The organism is Agrobacterium sp. M50-1 (assembly GCF_049843495.1).
Lineage (GTDB): Bacteria > Pseudomonadota > Alphaproteobacteria > Rhizobiales > Rhizobiaceae > Agrobacterium > Agrobacterium radiobacter.
Window position 1 is genome coordinate 354,846 of record NZ_JBBHZH010000005.1, and the last position, 18,694, is coordinate 373,539.

Consider the following 18,694-nt stretch of genomic DNA (forward strand, 5'->3'; position numbering starts at 1 on the left):
AGCTAAGAGCGAGTGTCGCTATCGGCTGCGTCCACAACAAAGCCCACGACGGGAGAGACAAATGAACATCGTTAAATTTTCCGCAGCAGCTCTGGTGGCTTCTGTCGCCTTCGCTGGCGCCGCCGCTGCTCGCGACCAGATCCAGGTTGCCGGTTCCTCCACGGTTCTGCCCTACGCCAAGATCGTTGCCGAGACTTTTGCCGAAACCTTCCCGAACTTCAAGGCTCCGGTTGTTGAGTCCGGCGGCACGGGCGGCGGTCTGAAGGCATTCTGCTCGGGCGTGGGCGAAGGCACCATCGACATTGCAAACGCTTCGCGCAAGATCAAGAGCGACGAACTGGCCGCCTGTAAGGCTGCTGGCGTTGCCGACGTTCAGGAAGTGAAGATCGGTTACGACGGTATCGTCTTTGCGATGGACTCTTCCAACAAGGACATCAAGCTCGAGCCGAAGGATCTTTACCTCGCGCTCGCTGCTGAAGTCGTCAAGGACGGCAAGCTTGTTGCCAACCCCTACAAGAAGTGGTCGGAAATCAACAAGGAACTGCCTGACGTAGCGATCGCCGCTTACATCCCGGGTTCCAAGCACGGCACGCGCGAAGTCTTCGAAGAGAAGATCATGGCTGACGGCTGCAAGGAAGCCAAGGCGACCGACGTCATCAAGACGCTCATCACCGACGCCAAGCAGGCTGCTGCAAAGTGCGTTGCAGTCCGTAAGGACGGCGCAGCTGTCGACATCGACGGCGACTACACCGAAACGCTCGCTCGTATCGATGCCAACAAGACCGGCCTCGGCGTTTTTGGCCTCGCTTTCTATGAAAACAACGCTGACCGTCTGAAGGTCGCGACCGTTTCGGGCGTCGTTCCGTCCACCGAAACCGTTGCCAGCGGCAAGTACCCGGTTTCCCGCCCGCTGTTCTTCTACGTGAAGAAGGCTCACCTGGGCGTTATCCCGGGCCTCAAGGAATACGTTGAGTTCTTCGTTTCTGACGAAATGATCGGCCCGGATTCCCCGCTCGCCAACTACGGCCTCGTTGCCGCTCCGGATAAAGAACGCGAAGAAATTCGCTCCAAGTTCGCTGCCGGCGCTTCGATGTAATAAAGATGAGGGGCGCGGTCTGCCGCGCCCCTTATTCCCTCCGGCGCCGCTTCGGCGATTATCTCCGGTTGACAGGTCCTATTCATCGCCATCCACATAATTGTTTATGGATTACAGATGGATAGGATGTATCAACCTTGACGCTTGCACAACTTTGATACAGTCAAAATGCAAGCATCTCTGGATGGTCCAGCGGTCTCGTTTTGATGACTTTTTGATTTGCCCGATATCGCACCGTGCTCTTGAGGCACGCCGAGGGAACTCTAATGAACACATCGATCCTTTTGCTGATACTGGCGCTCATCGGCATCGGCAGCTATCTGCTCGGCAGCCGCCGCGCCGTTGTCCTGTCTGGTGGTCGCCCCTCCAGCATGCATTCCCGTGCCGGTTATCACGGCTCTTACGCGGTCGTCTGGGCTGTTTTGCCCGCGGCGTTTATTCTCTGCGCCTGGCTCATTATCAGCCCCCTGCTCGTCACGTCGGCGGTGCGCGGCAATTTCCCCGAGGATGTGCGGGCGCAATCCGAAGCACAGCAGAGCCTGACCTATGGTATGGTTACCTCCATCGCCCGCGGTCTTCAGCGGCTGACGCCGGAGGAAACCGCGCAGGTCGAGGCCGATACGGCTGCGGTCCGGCCGCTTCTGGCATCGAAGGGTGTGGCGATCGCGGGTGACCCAGAGCGCTTCATGGTCGATGCCGCCCACATGCTCAACAGCATGACCTCCACCAGCCGCCTCGCGATGATTGCCGTCGTGCTGCTGGCCGCGCTTGGCGGCGGCGCCTATGCGCTGCGGGCGATCGCGCCGCGCTTCCGGGCGCGCAACCAGGTCGAGAAGGTCATTCTTGCGGCCCTGCTCGTCGCCTCGTCCATCGCTATCCTCACGACCATCGGTATCGTCCTGTCGATGCTGACGGAGGCGATCCAGTTCTTCACCATGGTCCCGGCGCACCAGTTCTTCTTCGGAACGGTATGGGATCCGCGTTTCGCAGCGGCTGGTGCGACCGACTCCTCCGGCCAGTTCGGCCTGATCCCGTTGCTCGCGGGCACGCTTTATATCGGTTTCGTCGCCATGCTGGTTGCGGTTCCGGTCGGTCTTTTCTCGGCGATCTACATGGCGGAATATGCCTCGCCGCGCTTCCGCTCGATGGCAAAGCCGCTGCTTGAAGTACTCGCCGGTATCCCCACCATCGTCTACGGCTTTTTCGCGCTGACGACGGTCGGTCCTTTCCTCAGAGACATTTCCACGCAGATCAATGGTCTGGCGACGGGTAACTACGCCAACTTCATCCAGGCGCAGAGCGTCATCACCGCCGGTTTCGTCATGGGCATCATGCTGATCCCCTATGTCTCGTCGCTGTCGGATGACATCATCACCGCCGTGCCGCGTTCGCTGCGTGACGGTTCCCTCGGTCTCGGCGCCACGCGGTCCGAAACCATCAAGAGGGTCATCGTTCCCGCCGCTCTTCCCGGCATCGTCGGCGCCGTGCTGATGACGGCATCGCGCGCCATCGGCGAAACCATGATCGTGGTTCTCGCGGCCGGCGTTGCGGCCCGCCTGCAGCTCAATCCATTCGAGCCCATGACCACCGTGACCGTCAAGATCGTCAGCCAGCTGACCGGCGACCTTGAATTCACCTCGCCGCAGACGCTGGTCGCCTTCGCGCTCGGCATCACGCTTTTCGCCATCACGCTTTGCCTGAATATCTACGCGCTTTACATCGTGCGCAAATACCGGGAGCAATATGAATGACCGACATCGTCTCTCCCGCAGCCGGCGCTGGCGCCGTGAACAAGGCCACGCGCCGTGATATCGGCATCAAGCGCCGTTATGCCGCCGAACGCCGTTTCCGTGCTTACGGCATGGCAGCGATTTCCTTCGGCCTCATCTTTCTCTTCCTGCTGCTTTTCTCGGTGGTTTCCAAGGGTTACACCGCCTTCCAGCAGACGATGATCACCGTTCCGGTCGAGTTCTCCGAACAGATCATCGATCCGAAAAATGAGCGCGCCACCAATCCGGCGAAGCTGATGACGGCCAATTATCCCGTTGTTGCCCGTGACGCGGTCGCCAAGGTCCTTGGTGTTGCGCCCACGGACCGCGCCGGTCTTCGTGCCGTCAATCTCCTGATCTCCGACAGCGTGCGCACGCAGCTTCGCGACATCGTCGTCGCCGATCCCGCCGTCATCGGCACCACCCGCACCGTCACGCTGCTGGCGTCGGGCGATGTCGACAGCGCCTTCAAGGGCCAGGTCGATCTGACCGCGGATGAAGCCAATCGCCGTATCTCGAACCAGCAGCTCGGCTGGATGAACCAGCTCGCCGAAAGCGGCCAGCTCGGCAAACATTTCAACACCGGCATTTTCGTCAACGGCGCTTCGAGCCGTCCGGAAGCGGCGGGTGTCGGTGTGGCGCTGATCGGTTCCTTCTATATGATGCTGATCGTGCTGGTGCTGTCATTGCCGATCGGTGTCGCGGCCTCGATCTATCTCGAGGAATTCGCCCCGAAGAACCGTCTGACGGATCTTATCGAGGTGAACATCAACAATCTCGCGGCTGTTCCTTCGATCGTTTACGGTCTGCTCGGCCTCTCCGTCTTCATCAACTTCATGGGCTTTCCGCGCTCGGCCTCGCTGGTCGGCGGTCTCGTCCTGACGCTGATGACCCTGCCGACGATCATCATCGCGACCCGCGCTGCCCTGAAAGCCGTGCCGCCGTCAATACGCGCCGCCGCCCTCGGCCTCGGCGCCTCCAAGATGCAGACGATCTTCCACCATGTGCTGCCGCTCGCCATGCCCGGCATTCTGACCGGCACCATCATCGGTCTCGCCCACGCGTTGGGCGAAACGGCGCCGCTGCTCCTGATCGGCATGGTGGCATTCGTTGCGAATTACCCGACAACGCCGATGGATCCGTCCACGGCCCTGCCGGTGCAGATTTACATGTGGGCGAACGAAGCCGAGCGCGCCTTTGTCGAAAGGACATCCGGCGCTATCATCATCCTGCTTTTGTTCCTCATCGTCATGAATGTTGGCGCAATCCTGTTGCGTCGCCGCTTCGAGCGGCGCTGGTAGAGGGAGATTGAGCAATGAACATGTTGTCGGAAGCAGCAGTTGAAAAGGCGCTGGACAAGAAAATGAATGAAGTCTCATACAAGATGATCGGCAAGGACGTTTCGGTTTATTACGGCGAGAAGCGCGCGCTTTACGACGTGAACCTCAACGTTCGGGAAAATACGGTGACCGCGCTTATCGGCCCGTCCGGCTGCGGTAAATCCACCTTCCTGCGCACCCTGAACCGTATGAACGACACGATCGACGGTTGCCGGGTCACCGGCAAGATCACGCTCGATACCGACGATATCTACGATCAGGCGATCGACGTCGTGGAATTGCGCGCCCGCGTCGGCATGGTGTTCCAGAAGCCGAACCCCTTCCCGAAGTCGATCTACGAGAACATCGCCTATGGCCCGCGTATCCACGGTCTCGCCCGCAACAAGGCGGATATGGACCAGATCGTCGAGCACAGCCTGCAGAAGGCGGGTCTCTGGAACGAAGTGAAGGATCGCCTGCTGGAGTCCGGCACCGGCCTTTCCGGCGGTCAGCAGCAGCGCCTGTGCATCGCGCGTGCGGTTGCCGTCAGCCCGGAAGTGATCCTGATGGACGAGCCCTGCTCGGCCCTGGACCCGATCGCGACCGCAAAGGTCGAGGAACTGATCCACGAGCTGCGTACCAATTACACGATCGTCATCGTCACGCACTCCATGCAGCAGGCGGCGCGTGTTTCCCAGCGCACGGCCATGTTCCACCTTGGTCATCTTGTCGAAGAAAACGAAACCGACAAGATGTTCACCAATCCGGACGACCAGCGCACGCAGGATTACATCATGGGCCGCTTCGGCTGATCCCGGCCGGCGCTTTATCGAAACCGAACAAGACTGGTGCCTCTGCCGTGCCCGCTTCCGGGTACGCGCATGCAGGCCAAGCCGGAGGACTAGACCATGACACAGACAACGACCCATTCGCATATCCTGTCGGCCTATGACGACGAACTGAAATTCCTGACGCGCCGCATCGCCGAAATGGGCGGTCTCGCGGAACAGATGTGCGCCGATGCCGTGCGTGCGCTCGTCAATTCCGACGCCGCGCTCGCTCAGAAGGTCATTTCCGATGACGCGATCCTCGATCATTCCGAGCGCGAGATCGGCGACAAGGCCATCGTCACCATCGCCAGACGCCAGCCGATGGCGGCCGACCTTCGCGAGATCATCGGCACGTTGCGTATCGCCGGCGACCTTGAACGCGTTGGCGACCTTGGCAAGAACACTGCCAAGCGTGTGATCGCGGTTGCCGGAACCGGTGTGCCGCGCAAGCTCGCCCGCGGCATCGAGCACCTGTCGGAGCTTGCGCTGGTGCAGCTCAAGGAAGTCCTCGACGTTTATTCCACGCGTTCCGCAGAGAAGGCCAATGCCATCCGCGAGCGTGACGAGGAAATCGACGCCATGTATACGTCGCTCTTCCGTGAGCTTCTGACCTACATGATGGAAGATCCGCGCAACATCACCACCTGCACGCATCTTCTGTTCTGCGCCAAGAACATCGAGCGTATCGGCGACCACGCCACCAATATCGCCGAGACGATTTATTACATGACCACCGGCAGCCAGCCGGAAGGTGAGCGTCCGAAGGACGACAGTTCCAACACGCTCGGTTCGGTGACCGAGTAACAGACGAGCAGCGGCTTGCGGAGTTAGCATATGGTGCCCAAGATTGCAGTTGTGGAAGACGAGGAAGCGCTGAGTGTCCTCCTTCGTTACAATCTCGAGGCTGAGGGATATGACGTCGACACGATACCCCGTGGAGACGAGGCAGAGATCAGGCTGCAGGAACGTATTCCGGACCTTCTTATCCTGGATTGGATGCTTCCCGGCGTTTCCGGTATCGAACTGTGCCGTCGGCTCAGAATGCGGCCGGAAACAGAACGCCTTCCCATCATCATGCTGACGGCGCGCGGCGAAGAAAGCGAGCGGGTTCGCGGCCTTGCCACCGGCGCCGACGATTATGTCGTCAAGCCGTTTTCGACACCGGAACTCATGGCCCGGGTCAAGGCCATGCTGCGCCGGGCCCGTCCCGAGGTGCTGTCTTCGGTGCTGAAATGCGGTGATATCGAGCTGGATCGCGAGACCCATCGCGTTCACCGCAAGAGCCGCGAAGTGCGCCTCGGCCCGACGGAGTTCCGCCTGCTGGAATTCCTGATGACGTCACCCGGCCGGGTGTTCTCCCGCTCGCAATTGCTGGATGGCGTCTGGGGCCACGATATCTATGTGGATGAGCGCACCGTCGACGTGCATGTCGGACGCCTGCGCAAGGCGCTCAATTTTTCGCATATGCAGGATGTTATCCGCACCGTGCGCGGCGCCGGATATTCGATGGAAGCCTGAGCGAGACTCGACCGACGATTTACACTCGGGACAACATCCCGCCAAAACCGAAAGGCCCGAACCGGAATGGTGTCGGGCCTTTCGGTTTCTGGACACTCCCAAACGCGAAGGCTTCATCCTTTTTGACGGCACGACGGACGTTTGGCTGAAATCCCGCTCGCTCAATCGGAATTGTGGGTCGGGTTCGACAGCGATGGAAGATAGGGATCGGCGCTTCGCCGGTGAGTTGACCCCGGAACCGCCTGAGTTTTGCCATAAAAAAACGGGCCCGAAGGCCCGTAGTTTTTGAGTGTCGAATGCGTGCCGCAACACTCAAGCCTTGCGGCGTTCGCTTACCGGCTGATAGGCGAGTTTCGCATGGAACTTGCAATAAGGCGAAGATTCCAGCGCTTCACAACCGCAGAAATGGAAATCATCCTTTAGCGGATCGCCGACCGGCCACTTGCAGGTGCGCTCCGTCAGTTCCGTCAGCGTCAGGCGACGGGAAATCGGCGAAACCACGTTTTTGGAAGGAACGTAATCGAGAACCTGTGCGGTCTCGATGTCCATCTCTTCATTCAGCGCGGTTGCCGCGTTCGAACGCGTGAGAATCCGTGCCGGCGCCGCATTGACGCGGCCTGCAAAGGTCGTCGCGCGTGGCGCAGGTGCAGCGGTGCGCTTGGGCGCAGAGCGCGCCGAAGTGACCGGACCGCCAGCCTTGACGCGTCCCGGCAGATTGAGACGATGGACCTTGCCGATTACGGCATTACGGCTGACGCCGCCGAGCTGCGCTGCAATCTGGCTGGCGCTAAGGCCCTCGGACCATAATTTCTTGAGTTTCTCGACTCGTTCGTCTGTCCAGTTCATGCCGCTTCTCCGCTCGTCGCGTATAATGTCGGCAGAATCCCTCTCCGTCTCGCGGGCGTGCCGCGAGCGTGGTTTCTGCCGGATTTTTGGTGACTAGTTCCGCCGCAATGCAGTCTAGTAATTAGCGATTAACCTAGTGCCACGCAGACTCCGTGGCAAGAGTCGGGGGATTCATCTCGAATCGATTTTCCGGTTTTCCCCAACTTGCTGGCGAGTTGAGTCTGAAAGGCAACACCTTGGGCCTCGAAGGCCGCCACCTACTAGGGCTTGAGAAGCCCGGGAAATACGGACTTTTGTTGACATCGGCAGGCGAAGTGACAATAGTGCCCCTGCCGCCGCGAGGCGGCATTTTTGATTTTCAGGCGATGGATAACCCCTAGAGCCTATTGACAACCGTCTGACAGCGCGTCTGCGCAAGGAGTGATACAGCCATGGCCGAAGCCGCCGCGCCATTGTTCGATACGTTTGCAAGAGCCCCCCTGCGCTTCGAGCGAGGCGAGGGCGTCTGGCTGTTCACGGAGAGCGGCGAACGATATCTGGATTTTGCGGCTGGTGTCGCGGTCAATTCGCTGGGTCACGCCCATCCGCACCTCGTGGAAGCGATCAAGACCCAGGCCGAGAAGGTCTGGCATGTCTCGAACCTTTATGAAGTGCCGGGCCAGGAAAAGCTTGCGAAGCGCCTGACGGAAGCGACATTCGCAGACAAGGTCTTCTTCACCAATTCCGGCGCGGAAGCGCTGGAATGTGCGATCAAGACCGCGCGCCGTTATCATTATTCCAAGGGGCATCCTGAAAAGTTCCGGATCATCACCTTTGAAGGCGCCTTTCATGGACGCACGCTGGCGACGATCGCCGCCGGCGGCCAGCAGAAATATCTCGAAGGTTTCGGCCCCAAGGTCGAAGGTTTCGACCAGGTGCCCTTCGGTGACGTTGATGCGCTGAAAGCCGCCATCACGGCCGAGACGGCTGCACTTCTGATCGAGCCCATTCAGGGCGAGGGCGGCATCCGTGCGCCCAGCAAGGAATTCCTGCAGCTGCTGCGGTCGCTCTGCGATGAGCATGGCATGCTGCTGATTTTCGATGAGGTCCAGACCGGCGTCGGCCGCACGGGCAAGCTCTTTGCCTATGAGCAGACGGGTGTCGCGCCTGATATCATGGCGGTGGCCAAGGGTATCGGCGGCGGTTTCCCGCTCGGCGCATGCCTTGCGACGGCGGATGCCGCTTCCGGCATGACCGCAGGCGTGCACGGCACCACCTATGGCGGCAACCCGCTGGCCATGGCTGTGGGCAACGCCGTGCTCGATGTCGTCCTCTCCGAAGGTTTTCTGGAAAAGGTCCGTGATGTCGCGCTGGTCTTCCGCCAGGGCCTTGCTTCGCTGAAGGATCGTTATCCTGATGTCATCGAGGAAATTCGCGGCGAAGGCCTTCTTCTCGGCATCAAGGCGAAGGTTCCGTCGGGCGAACTGCTGCATGCCATGCGCGGCGAGCATCTGCTCGGCGTGCCCGCGGGCGACAACGTCATCCGTCTCCTGCCGCCCCTCGTTACCACGGCGGAGGAAGCCCGTGAGGGGCTGGCACGTGTGGAAGCGGCCGCCGCTTCCCTGACAGCGAAACAGGCAAAAATCGCCTGAGGAAACAATAAAGGGCGGGCCTCTTCCCGGAGGCTCGCGAGCATGGGACGTTTGAAATGGCTTCACCTAAACATTTTCTTGACCTGTCGGCCGTCAGCTCGCAGGACCTGCGGGCAATTCTCGACGATGCCCGCGCGCGCAAGGCCGCAACCAAGGCCGGAACGGCGGAAAAGCCGCTTGCCGGCAAGATGCTGGCAATGATCTTCGAAAAGCCTTCCACCCGCACCCGCGTCTCCTTTGATGTCGGCATGCGCCAGCTTGGTGGCGAGACGCTTTTCCTCTCTGGAACTGAAATGCAGCTCGGTCGTGCCGAAACGATCGGCGATACGGCCAAGGTATTGTCGCGTTATGTCGACGCCATCATGATCCGTACAACGGATCATTCGCGCCTGCTGGAGCTTGCCGAGCACGCAACCGTGCCTGTTATCAACGCCCTGACTGACGACACGCATCCCTGCCAGATCATGGCTGACATCATGACCTTCGAGGAACATCGCGGCCCGGTCAAAGGCAAGACCATTGCCTGGACGGGTGACGGCAATAATGTCCTGCATTCCTTCGTGGAAGGCTCGGCCCGCTTCGGTTACCGCATGACGATGGCGGTGCCGATGGGTTCCGAACCGCATGACAAGTTCCTGAACTGGGCCCGCAACAATGGCGGCGAGATCATGTTGTGCCACGATGCCGATAAGGCCGTGGCTGGGGCCGATTGCGTCGTCACCGATACCTGGGTGTCCATGAACCAGGAACACAAGGCGCGCGGTCACAACATCTTCCAGCCCTATCAGGTCAATGAAGCCCTGATGGCCAAGGCGGAAAAGGACGCGCTGTTCATGCATTGCCTGCCCGCCCATCGCGGTGAAGAAGTGACGGATGCCGTGATCGACGGTCCGCAATCCGTGGTCTTCGACGAGGCGGAAAACCGCCTCCACGCGCAGAAGTCCATCATTGCATGGTGCATGGGCGCCATCTGAGCAATTCCCCCGGCCTGACACGCGTCACGCCGGGTGCTTGAACTTGCCCGCATAGATTACCATCTGTGGGACTTCGAAGAGGCTCGTCGGTTCTGCTGGCGGGCCATTATCACGATTTGCACGTTTTTCCCCGGAAGCGGTTTCTCTTCCCGGGTCTCTGTGCGACAAGCGGAAAAAGCACATTTTAAAAGCCGGACTTTTGGACGGTAGCGGCGCCACGGCTGCGCCAAGGAGTATGACATGGCAGATGTAACGGTTGAATTGGACGATCTCGATTTTGCTGGCGACGACAAGGTTGTGCCCTTTCAGGTCGAAGGTCTGGATGTGCGCGGCCGCGCCGTACAGGTTGGTCCGCTGCTGAACGCCATTCTCGAGCGTCACGATTATCCTGCCGCGGTTGCCCGCCTGCTGGCGGAAGCGACTGTTCTGACGGCGCTGATCGGCACCTCGCTCAAGTTTTCCGGCAAGCTGACCCTACAGACCAAGGGCGACGGTCCGGTCGACCTGCTTGTCGCGGATTTTACCGCGCCGGAAAGCATGCGCGCTTATGCCCGTTTCGACGAGGAGCGGCTGGCGGCGGCGGTTGCGGAAGGCGCAACCTCGCCGGAGCAATTGCTCGGCACCGGCATTCTGGCCTTCACGATCGATCAGGGCGCGGGCATGCAGCCTTATCAGGGCATCGTGCCGCTCGATGGCTCGTCGCTGGAAGACATTGCCGGGGTTTATTTCCGTCAGTCGGAACAGCTGCCCACCCGCGTGCGGCTGGGCGTTGCCGAGTTCTTCGACCGTGATGGCGAAGGCAAGCCGCGTCATGGCTGGCGTGCGGGCGGTGTTATCGCGCAGTTCCTGCCGCAGGCGCCCGAACGGCTGCGTATGCGTGACCTGCATGGCGGTGACGGCGATGAAAGCGGTCACGAGGTGCAGGAGGACGATGCCTGGACGGAAGCCGTCACGCTGTTGAACACGGTGGATACCGACGAACTGACCGATCCGCAGGTGCCGGTGGAACGGCTGCTTTTCAGGCTTTTCCATGAGAGCGGCGTGCGCATCTATGATCCGCAGGCGGTTTTCGATCGCTGCAGTTGCTCGCGGGACAAGATCAAGGGTGTGCTGTCAGGCTTCACCGCCGAGGAGATCAAGGCGAGCGAGGAAGACGGCGCCATTGCCGTGACCTGCGAGTTCTGCTCCACCACCTATCGCTACGATGTCAGCGAATTTGAAAATGCCTGAATAGAAAGCCGCGCCCTATAAAGAGCGCGGCTTTTTCATTTGCCGGGCGCGTGGTCAGTTCAGAACCCGCATCAGACCCGGTGAATCCAGCGAAAAGGCGGGTATGGTGACGTTGAACACCTCGCCATTTTCCGTTTCCATTTCATAATGTCCGAACATCAGGCCCGAAGGTGTGTCCAGCGGGCAACCGGAGGAATATTCGTAGCTGTCGCCGGGCTTGAGATGCGGTTTCTCACCCACGACGCCCGGCCCATAGACCTCATCGACCTGTCCGTTCTGGTCAGTGATGTGCCAATAGCGATTGACGAGGGTAACTGGAATATCGGAGTTGTTCGCGATCACGACTTTGTAGCCCCAGACGTAACGATCGTCATCCGGGTCGGATTGTTCCTCGAGATAATACGGGTCGACCGTTACCTCGATATCCCTTGTCAGAGCACGATACATACGCGCCACACCTCGATATTATGCCTGCCGCCACATCCTACACTATAGGTTCTGGCTATCGTCAAGAAAATGAATGACTTGACGGGCAGGGGGCATCTCCTGTTGCGCTTCTTTCCACCGTTAGGGATAACGGGAAAGGTAAATATTGGTTGCCTGATAGGGTTTTTAGGACCGCACCGGCGAACCATGGCCCGACACGCGGTCAGGCCATGATGATTTGCCCATTGAATTTTCAGGCGGAAACGGCCGCCAGACCCTTCGCCAGGTCTTCCAGCAGATCGTCGGTATCCTCAATGCCGCAGGAAAGGCGCAGGGTGCCGCCGGAAATGCCAAGTTCAGCACGCGCCTCGTCAGTGAGGTTCTTGTGCGTCGTCGTGCCGGGATGGGTGATAAGGCTCTTGGCGTCGCCGAGATTGTTGGAAATCTTCACGATCTCAAGCGCGTTCTGCAGCTTGAAGGCCGCTTCCTTGCCACCCTTCAACTCGAAGGCCACCAGCGTCGAACCGCCGGACATCTGCCGTGCGATGATGTCGGCCTGTGGATGGTCGGCGCGGCCGGGATAGATGACCTTGGCGACCTTGCCGTTATCGGCGAGGAAATCGGCGATTTTGCCGGCATTGGCCGTCTGCTGCTTCACACGCAGCGGCAGGGTCTCGATGCCTTTCAGCAGCGTCCAGGCATTGAACGGCGACATGGCCGGGCCGGTATGGCGGAAATAATCCTGCAGCTCTTCTTCGATCCACTTCTTGTCGGAAAGGATCACGCCGCCGAGGCAGCGGCCCTGGCCGTCAATATGTTTGGTGGCCGAATAAACGACGATATGGGCGCCGAGTTCGAGCGGCTTCTGGAAAAGCGGCGTCGCAAAGACATTGTCGACCACCACCTTGGCGCCGATCTGGTTGGCGAGCTTTGCTACGCCGGCAATATCCACCACTTCGAGCGTCGGATTGGTCGGGCTTTCGAGGAAGAACAGCTTGGTGTTCGGCTGGATAGCCTTTTCCCAATTGCCAAGATCACGTCCGTCGATCAGCGTGCATTCGATGCCGTATTTCGGCGCGAGCGTTTCGACCACCCAGCGGCAGGAGCCGAAGAGGGCGCGGGCAGCAACGATATGGTCGCCGGCGCGCAGCTGGCACATGATGGCGGCGGTGACGGCGGCCATGCCAGACGCAAGTGCGCGGGCGTCTTCAGCGCCTTCCAGCAGGCACATGCGCTTTTCGAACATGTCGTTGGTAGGGCTCGCATAACGGGCGTAGATGAACCCGTCCGTTTCACCCTTGAAGCGCGCTTCGGCGGCTTCGGAGTTTTCGTATACGAAACCCTGGGTCAGATAGATCGCTTCCGACGTTTCACCGTAAGGGGAGCGTAGCGTACCGCCGTGAACGAGCTGGGTTGCCGGGCGCCATTTATTGCTCATGTGATCACCTTCAAAACAAAAAAACCGGCCGCAAAAGCAGACCGGTTCCTAGCACCCGGTCTTTTTAGCCACTTGTTTAACGTGGCTGCAAGCCGACCGGCCAAATCACCACGGGATAAGCTTGCCATACTGCCGTTACCGGCTTGCGTCAATGCTTTCCTTTTGGTTTTGTCGCCGTAAAAAGGAATGATGACCATGACGAGAACCACGGGCATTTTGGCGGATGGCGCGATCAAGGCGCTGTTTGCAGGCGGCAAGCTGAAGAGCGAGGCCGATCTCGATGCTGATCAGGTGCAGCCCGCCAGCCTTGATCTCAGGCTCGGCTCGAAGGCCTATCGCGTGCGTGCCAGCTTTATGCCCGGTCCCGGAACCCACGTCCTCGACAAGCTCAATCGTCTCAGCCTGCACGAGATCGACCTCACCCAGGGCGCGGTGCTGGAAACCGGTTGCGTTTATATCGTTCCGTTGATGGAAAGCCTTGCGCTGCCGGCGGACATGTCGGCCTCGGCCAATCCGAAAAGCTCGACCGGCCGTCTCGATATCTTCACCCGCGTCATGACCGATAACGCGCAGGAATTCGACAAGATACCGGCCGGTTATGCCGGACCGCTCTATCTGGAAATCAGCCCGCGCACATTCCCCATCGTGGTGCGCCGCGGCTCACGCCTGTCGCAGATCCGCTTCCGCATTGGCCATTCGCTGCTCAACGAAAGTGAACTGCTGAAGCTGCACGAGACGGAAATGCTGGTCGCAAGCGACACGCCGAATGTGACCGGCGGCGGCATCGCGCTTTCGATCGACCTCAAGGGTTTCGGCGAAAACGGGCTGATCGGTTATCGCGGCAAACATCACACGGCGGTGGTGGATGTCGACAAGAAGGCCCAGCATGACGTTCTCGATTTCTGGGAGCCGCTCTACGCGCGCGGCCGCGCCGAACTGATCCTTGACCCGGATGAATTCTATATTCTCGTCTCGCGCGAAGCCGTCCACGTTCCGCCGCTTTACGCGGCTGAAATGACGCCATTCGACCCATTGGTGGGCGAATTCCGCGTGCATTACGCCGGCTTCTTCGATCCGGGCTTCGGCCATGCGCAGGCGGGCGGCACCGGCAGCCGCGCCGTGCTCGAAGTGCGCAGCCACGAGGTGCCCTTCATCCTCGAACACGGGCAAATCGTCGGCCGGCTTGTTTACGAGCATATGCTGGAAAAACCGGAAGGCCTCTATGGCAGCGGCCTCGGCTCCAACTATCAGGCCCAAGGACTGAAGCTCTCCAAGCATTTTCGCGCCGAATAACGAACCCGGCGGGTGCTTGACACCCGCTACGAACTATCCGATGTCTTATGCGCGGCGCGGGTGTAGCTCAATGGTAGAGCAGCAGCTTCCCAAGCTGAATACGAGGGTTCGATTCCCTTCACCCGCTCCAGCGACCTTTCCAAAAAGCTCACTGACGTCCAACAGGCACTGATTTTTCAGCGTTTTTGCCTCGCGCGCGCGTAAGGTCGTGCAACGCTATGCAGTGACATCCAGCAATTTTGTCGGTAAAAATCACGGTATTCATCATCGTGGTAGGAAGCCGATACCGTAAAATGGCACTGACAGACATTCAGGTTAAGAACGCCAAGGCCGATAGCAAGCCGCGCAAGCTGTCTGATGAGAAGGGGCTTTACCTCTACATATCAGTTGCCGGCGGCAAGTCTTGGCGCTTCGACTACGATTTTTTTGGCAAGCGAAAAACACTAACGATTGGGGCATACCCGATGGTGGGGTTGGCGGACGCCCGACGGCTGCGTGATGAGGCCAAGAAAAAACTCTCTGAGGGCCTGGACCCGTCGCTGGCCAAGAAGCGTGATCAGCTTGCTGCCAAGGCCGCTGCCGGAAACACCTTCGGCGTCATTGTGGATGAGTTCATTGAAAAGCTGAAACGCGACAAGCGCGCAGAGCCCACAATCACCAAAAACAAATGGATGTTGAAGGACCTTGCCGAAAAGCTGGGGCCTTACCCGGTTACTCAGATCACGGCGCGTGACGTTCTTGCCGTGCTGACCAGTATTGAAAAGAGCGGCCGAGTGGAAAGTGCGCTGGCAACGCGCGCTGCAATCGGCCGCGTATTTCGATACGCCATCGCAACGGCGAGGGCGGAGAACGACCCGACGTCGGCACTACGCGGGGCTCTCCAGCGCCATGTTCCTATCAACCATGCCGCATTGACGACGAAGGCTGAAATGGGCGGTTTGATGCGGGCCATTTACGGTTACGAGGGATGGCCTTCCTTAGTCGGGGCATTAAAAATCCAAGCCCTGTGTTTTGCGCGGCCCGGCGAAACGCGCTCAATGGAATGGGTAGAGTTGGATCTAGGAAAGGCTGTATGGACGATACCCGCAGAGAAAACCAAAATGCGCCGAGAGCATCATGTGCCGCTTTCGAAACAGGCGGTGGAAGTTCTCACGGAGATGAAGGAGTTGTTTGGCGATAAGCCCTATGTCTTCCCTTCAATGATGTCAGGCAAGAAGATTCTTTCCGAGAATTCCATGAATTCAGCTCTGCGGCGCATGGGGGTGACGGAGGCCCAGCATACCGCCCACGGCTTTCGGTCTTCCGCCAGCAGCATATTGAACGAGTCTGGAAAGTTCAGCATCGATGCTATCGAAGCTGAACTTGCCCATCTCGATACGCGGGCCGTTAGACGTATCTACAATCGGGCCACATATTGGGACGAGCGAGTGCGAATGATGCAGTGGTGGGCCGACTTGCTGGAGAAAGTGCGTATCCAAAGCCCAAGCTCGATTGAGGCCACTGACAGAAAACTTTAAAGTCGAGGGACTTTGGCAACGGGAGACTCCGACGGTTTCGTATTCGTTCACTGACGATTCGGAATCCGCTGTGCACGAATGAGCGCTTGCATTGCCTGAATCGGCCCAATGCTAGAGGCATTTTTAGTTTCCCTTAACTTTGGTCTTCATCTGGGTCTTGCAGAGAGATGTGCATTGCAGTAACTTCTGGTTGTTGTTTGACTCGAAGAACCGAAGAGCTTGAAATTGGCGGACCGTGCTTAAAATTCAAGGATGAAAAATAATATCCATGCCATGGTGTTGGCAGGATTGATTATTACGAGAATTTTTAATGTGTACGGTTCTTTGAGCAGATGACTAGAGGCTATCGTCTCGTAAAGAAAGTTACTACTTTAACGCTTCTTGGGTCAGATGAACTGATCTATGCACCCGGTAGGGGATCGACAGCAAGGACAGCTGCAGAGTGAAGCATGGGCGGCATTGCCGCGACAAACTTCATTTCAAATGCAGGCCTCCGAAATATGCCACTTGCTGCTTTCATTCCTGGTTTCCGACGGCTAGTCCCTCCTGACTTTTGTCTCGCAATTGTGCCGGCCGCTCAAATCTTAGCCAATTCTCCGAAGAGCGCGGCGAATGGTTTCAAGCGAACCTTTGCCATTGCGATTTTTGCAAACCTGCTCGCGTCAGGGCAGGCAACTGCACAGTCGCCCGCCGATGATTTTTCCCGCCGGCAGGACCAGCAACAGCAGTTGCAGAGGCTTGAAAACCTGAAGCAGATAACTCCTGATGGCGTCGCTGGTCGTGAGAGCCGGGCGCCGGGAGGCGACGCGAAATCCGCTGGTCCTTGCTTCGATATTTCACGTGTAGAGATCGAAGGTGCGACAAGGCTGTCTGGCGCTGCGGTCGGAAAAGTGACCGAGCGTTACGATAATCGCTGCATCGGTGTTGCGGATATTACCGCCTTGCTCAAGGCCATTACCGACCTCTATCTAGACAAGGGATTTGTGACTTCGCGCGCTTATGTTCCCCCACAGGATATTGCCGGAACAAGATTGCTGCGGCTGGTGGTAGTCGAAGGCACGATCTCGGATATCTACCTTAATGGCCACCCGGTCGCGAGAAACGGCGCATTCGCGACGGCTTTTCCCGGCGTGAAGGGTGAGGTCGCCAATATTCGCGATATTGAACAGGGGCTGGACCAGATCAACCGGCTGTCATCGAACGACGCGAAAACCTCGATGTTGCCGGGCAAGGAAGATGGAACGTCTATCCTCAATGTCGAGAACAAACCCGCCAAGCGCTGGTACGCGAGCATTTCCAACAACAACCTCGGTCAAGAGAGTACCGGTTACTCCCAGACCAATGTTTCCGTCGGCTTCGACGACCTGTTGGGCATCAATGATCAGTTGGGGTTCTCCTATGGGCGTAGCGGTCCGGATTATCCTTGGGACGACGATGGCCGCGGGCACAGCAACAGCTATTCGGTTAATACAAGCGTACCTTATGGCTACTGGACGTTTTCAACGAATGGCTCCTGGTACGAATATGACAGCACCATTCCCGGCAATTTTGGGCCGATCGAAACCTCGGGCAATTCCGGTCAGGCTGGATTTGGCATAGATCGCGTCATTCTGCGCGACAAGGATTCCATCACGACGCTCAGAGGCGGTCTCACCTACAAGCAGACCGACAACTTTCTTCTCGGCAATCGAATTGAGGTGGGAAGCCGCCGATACACGATAGGCACTCTGGGCTTGTCGCGTTCACAGAGAATTCTGGGTGGCGTCATCGCTCTCGATTTTGCCCTTGATAAGGGTCTCGATCTCTTTGACGCGGTGGAGGCCGGAGAGCCCGGAGCCGGCATGGCCGATCCTCGGTTTTTGAAATTCAACACGACCGTCAGCGCGACGCGGCCGTTCGAGGCGGCTGGCCAGCGGTTCGAGTTAACGACGCTCCTCAATGCCCAATATTCGCCCGATAACATGTTTGGCGCAGAACAGATCGGGCTTGGTGGCTCCAGCAACGTACGCGGCCTGAGGGAAAGCGTCATATTCGGTAACAACGGATTTTTCAGCCGCAACGAACTGGTTTGGCGGACAATGCCATGGGAGGGCACAAGTCTGGCGCCCGTTCTGGGCGAATTACGCCCCTACCTGGCCCTCGATTATGGCCGCGTGTTCTCGCAGCATCGCTTCGATATTCCAGACGGCTATCTCGCGAGTTGGACCGTTGGTGCGAAACTCGTTGGGGGAAACATCAGTGCCGATTTCGGCTACTCCCAGGCATTTTCCAGCAGCGTCAGTAACGGACGCGGCAATCTCATTTTCGCCAGCGTGACGGCACGCTGGTAGGCTTCAAAAGAGAATATTATGGTCAGATCTTCTTTTCACACCCCCAAATTGTCTGTCGTATTCGCGCTGGTGGCGACTGCCAGTGTCGTTTCCGGTTGCGGTGGCCGGGCAGCGCATCCGGTTGCCTCGACAAACCCTGCCGACAGCGCTTTCGATTGCGCCGGCATCAAGCGCGAATTCGAGGCTAACGAACGGCAGGTCCTGGCGACGGTGAAAGAACGATCCGATGCGCAGGGTAAAAACGTCGTCCTCGGTGCGACAGGTGTTCTTCTGTTTTGGCCGGCTCTTTTCTTTATGGATCCGAAATCGCCAGAGAAACTGGAGATCGACGCATTGCGTAACCGCAATCAGGTCCTTGGCGAGATTGCCAAAAGCAAAAAATGCCCGGCCCCGCAGTCGAAGCTGGCGGATGTCTACAAGAAACTCGACGCCAAGCCGTCCCAGGCCGACACGAGCAGAAAACACCGCTAAGCCCCA

At 58.7% G+C, this 18,694-nt stretch carries 16 protein-coding genes, 1 tRNA gene and 1 riboswitch; of the genes, 14 read left to right on the top strand and 3 right to left on the bottom strand.

What is annotated here, in order from left to right; all coding sequences use genetic code 11:
* Positions 1-61 precede the first annotated feature (61 nt).
* The 6 genes from WDZ78_RS15060 to phoB all read left to right on the top strand — a co-directional run bounded on the left by WDZ78_RS15060 (position 62) and on the right by phoB (position 6,532).
* Complete coding sequence (locus WDZ78_RS15060) at positions 62-1,096, top strand: substrate-binding domain-containing protein (protein WP_026363787.1); 1,035 nt, start codon at positions 62-64, stop codon at positions 1,094-1,096.
* Between the two features lie 266 nt (positions 1,097-1,362).
* Entirely contained in the window at positions 1,363-2,847 is a 1,485-nt protein-coding gene (pstC, locus tag WDZ78_RS15065; protein ID WP_020010994.1) for a phosphate ABC transporter permease subunit PstC, read from the top strand.
* Positions 2,844-4,166 carry a phosphate ABC transporter permease PstA gene (gene pstA / locus WDZ78_RS15070; RefSeq protein WP_020010993.1) on the top strand — a complete coding sequence of 441 codons (1,323 nt, stop codon included), beginning with the start codon at positions 2,844-2,846 and terminating at the stop codon, positions 4,164-4,166. The genes pstC and pstA overlap by 4 nt, the downstream gene beginning before the upstream one ends.
* A 14-nt stretch (positions 4,167-4,180) precedes the next feature.
* The gene (gene pstB / locus WDZ78_RS15075) at positions 4,181-4,996 is read left to right on the top strand and encodes a phosphate ABC transporter ATP-binding protein PstB (RefSeq protein ID WP_003503557.1); all 816 of its coding nucleotides are present in this window, start codon (positions 4,181-4,183) and stop codon (positions 4,994-4,996) included.
* Positions 4,997-5,092: 96 nt separating this feature from the next.
* Positions 5,093-5,818, top strand: coding sequence for a phosphate signaling complex protein PhoU (gene phoU / locus WDZ78_RS15080; protein WP_003503555.1), 726 nt, complete (start codon positions 5,093-5,095; stop codon positions 5,816-5,818).
* Positions 5,819-5,848: 30 nt separating this feature from the next.
* Entirely contained in the window at positions 5,849-6,532 is a 684-nt protein-coding gene (phoB, locus tag WDZ78_RS15085) for a phosphate regulon transcriptional regulator PhoB (protein WP_003493692.1), read from the top strand.
* A gap of 312 nt (positions 6,533-6,844) precedes the next feature.
* On the opposite strand, the gene WDZ78_RS15090 is transcribed toward phoB, so the two are convergent.
* Positions 6,845-7,378: a GcrA family cell cycle regulator gene (locus WDZ78_RS15090; RefSeq protein ID WP_020010992.1), complete on the bottom strand. Its 534-nt coding sequence runs from the start codon at positions 7,376-7,378 to the stop codon at positions 6,845-6,847.
* A 431-nt stretch (positions 7,379-7,809) separates the two neighbouring features.
* Here WDZ78_RS15090 and WDZ78_RS15095 point away from each other — a divergent pair, with 431 nt between their 5' ends.
* The 3 genes from WDZ78_RS15095 (at position 7,810) to WDZ78_RS15105 (ending at position 11,213) form a co-directional block, all read left to right on the top strand.
* Positions 7,810-9,009, top strand: coding sequence for an aspartate aminotransferase family protein (locus WDZ78_RS15095; RefSeq protein ID WP_425673464.1), 1,200 nt, complete (start codon positions 7,810-7,812; stop codon positions 9,007-9,009).
* Positions 9,010-9,065: 56 nt separating this feature from the next.
* Positions 9,066-9,983 carry an ornithine carbamoyltransferase gene (gene argF / locus WDZ78_RS15100; protein ID WP_003503550.1) on the top strand — a complete coding sequence of 306 codons (918 nt, stop codon included), beginning with the start codon at positions 9,066-9,068 and terminating at the stop codon, positions 9,981-9,983.
* 240 nt (positions 9,984-10,223) lie between these two features.
* Entirely contained in the window at positions 10,224-11,213 is a 990-nt protein-coding gene (locus tag WDZ78_RS15105) for an Hsp33 family molecular chaperone (RefSeq protein ID WP_425673465.1), read from the top strand.
* A 54-nt stretch (positions 11,214-11,267) separates the two neighbouring features.
* Here the strand turns inward: WDZ78_RS15105 and apaG are convergent, their stop codons facing one another.
* Entirely contained in the window at positions 11,268-11,660 is a 393-nt protein-coding gene (gene apaG / locus WDZ78_RS15110) for a Co2+/Mg2+ efflux protein ApaG (RefSeq protein ID WP_003503545.1), read from the bottom strand.
* A gap of 232 nt (positions 11,661-11,892) precedes the next feature.
* On the bottom strand, positions 11,893-13,077 hold the full coding sequence (locus WDZ78_RS15115; protein ID WP_112590990.1) for an O-succinylhomoserine sulfhydrylase: 1,185 nt from the start codon (positions 13,075-13,077) through the stop codon (positions 11,893-11,895).
* A 43-nt stretch (positions 13,078-13,120) separates the two neighbouring features.
* A riboswitch (SAM riboswitch) is annotated at positions 13,121-13,199 on the bottom strand.
* A gap of 73 nt (positions 13,200-13,272) precedes the next feature.
* Between WDZ78_RS15115 and WDZ78_RS15120 the strand changes: the two genes are divergently transcribed.
* From WDZ78_RS15120 to WDZ78_RS15140, 5 genes are all read left to right on the top strand, one after another.
* Positions 13,273-14,370: a 2'-deoxycytidine 5'-triphosphate deaminase gene (locus tag WDZ78_RS15120; RefSeq protein ID WP_425673466.1), complete on the top strand. Its 1,098-nt coding sequence runs from the start codon at positions 13,273-13,275 to the stop codon at positions 14,368-14,370.
* Positions 14,371-14,426: 56 nt separating this feature from the next.
* A tRNA-Gly gene (locus WDZ78_RS15125) sits at positions 14,427-14,500 on the top strand.
* 163 nt (positions 14,501-14,663) lie between these two features.
* Entirely contained in the window at positions 14,664-15,887 is a 1,224-nt protein-coding gene (locus WDZ78_RS15130; protein WP_425673467.1) for a tyrosine-type recombinase/integrase, read from the top strand.
* A 449-nt stretch (positions 15,888-16,336) separates the two neighbouring features.
* Positions 16,337-18,217 (top strand): ShlB/FhaC/HecB family hemolysin secretion/activation protein, encoded by a 1,881-nt coding sequence (locus WDZ78_RS15135; RefSeq protein ID WP_425673468.1) that lies wholly within the window; start codon positions 16,337-16,339, stop codon positions 18,215-18,217.
* Between the two features lie 18 nt (positions 18,218-18,235).
* Positions 18,236-18,688: a hypothetical protein gene (locus WDZ78_RS15140; RefSeq protein ID WP_425673469.1), complete on the top strand. Its 453-nt coding sequence runs from the start codon at positions 18,236-18,238 to the stop codon at positions 18,686-18,688.
* Positions 18,689-18,694 lie beyond the last annotated feature (6 nt).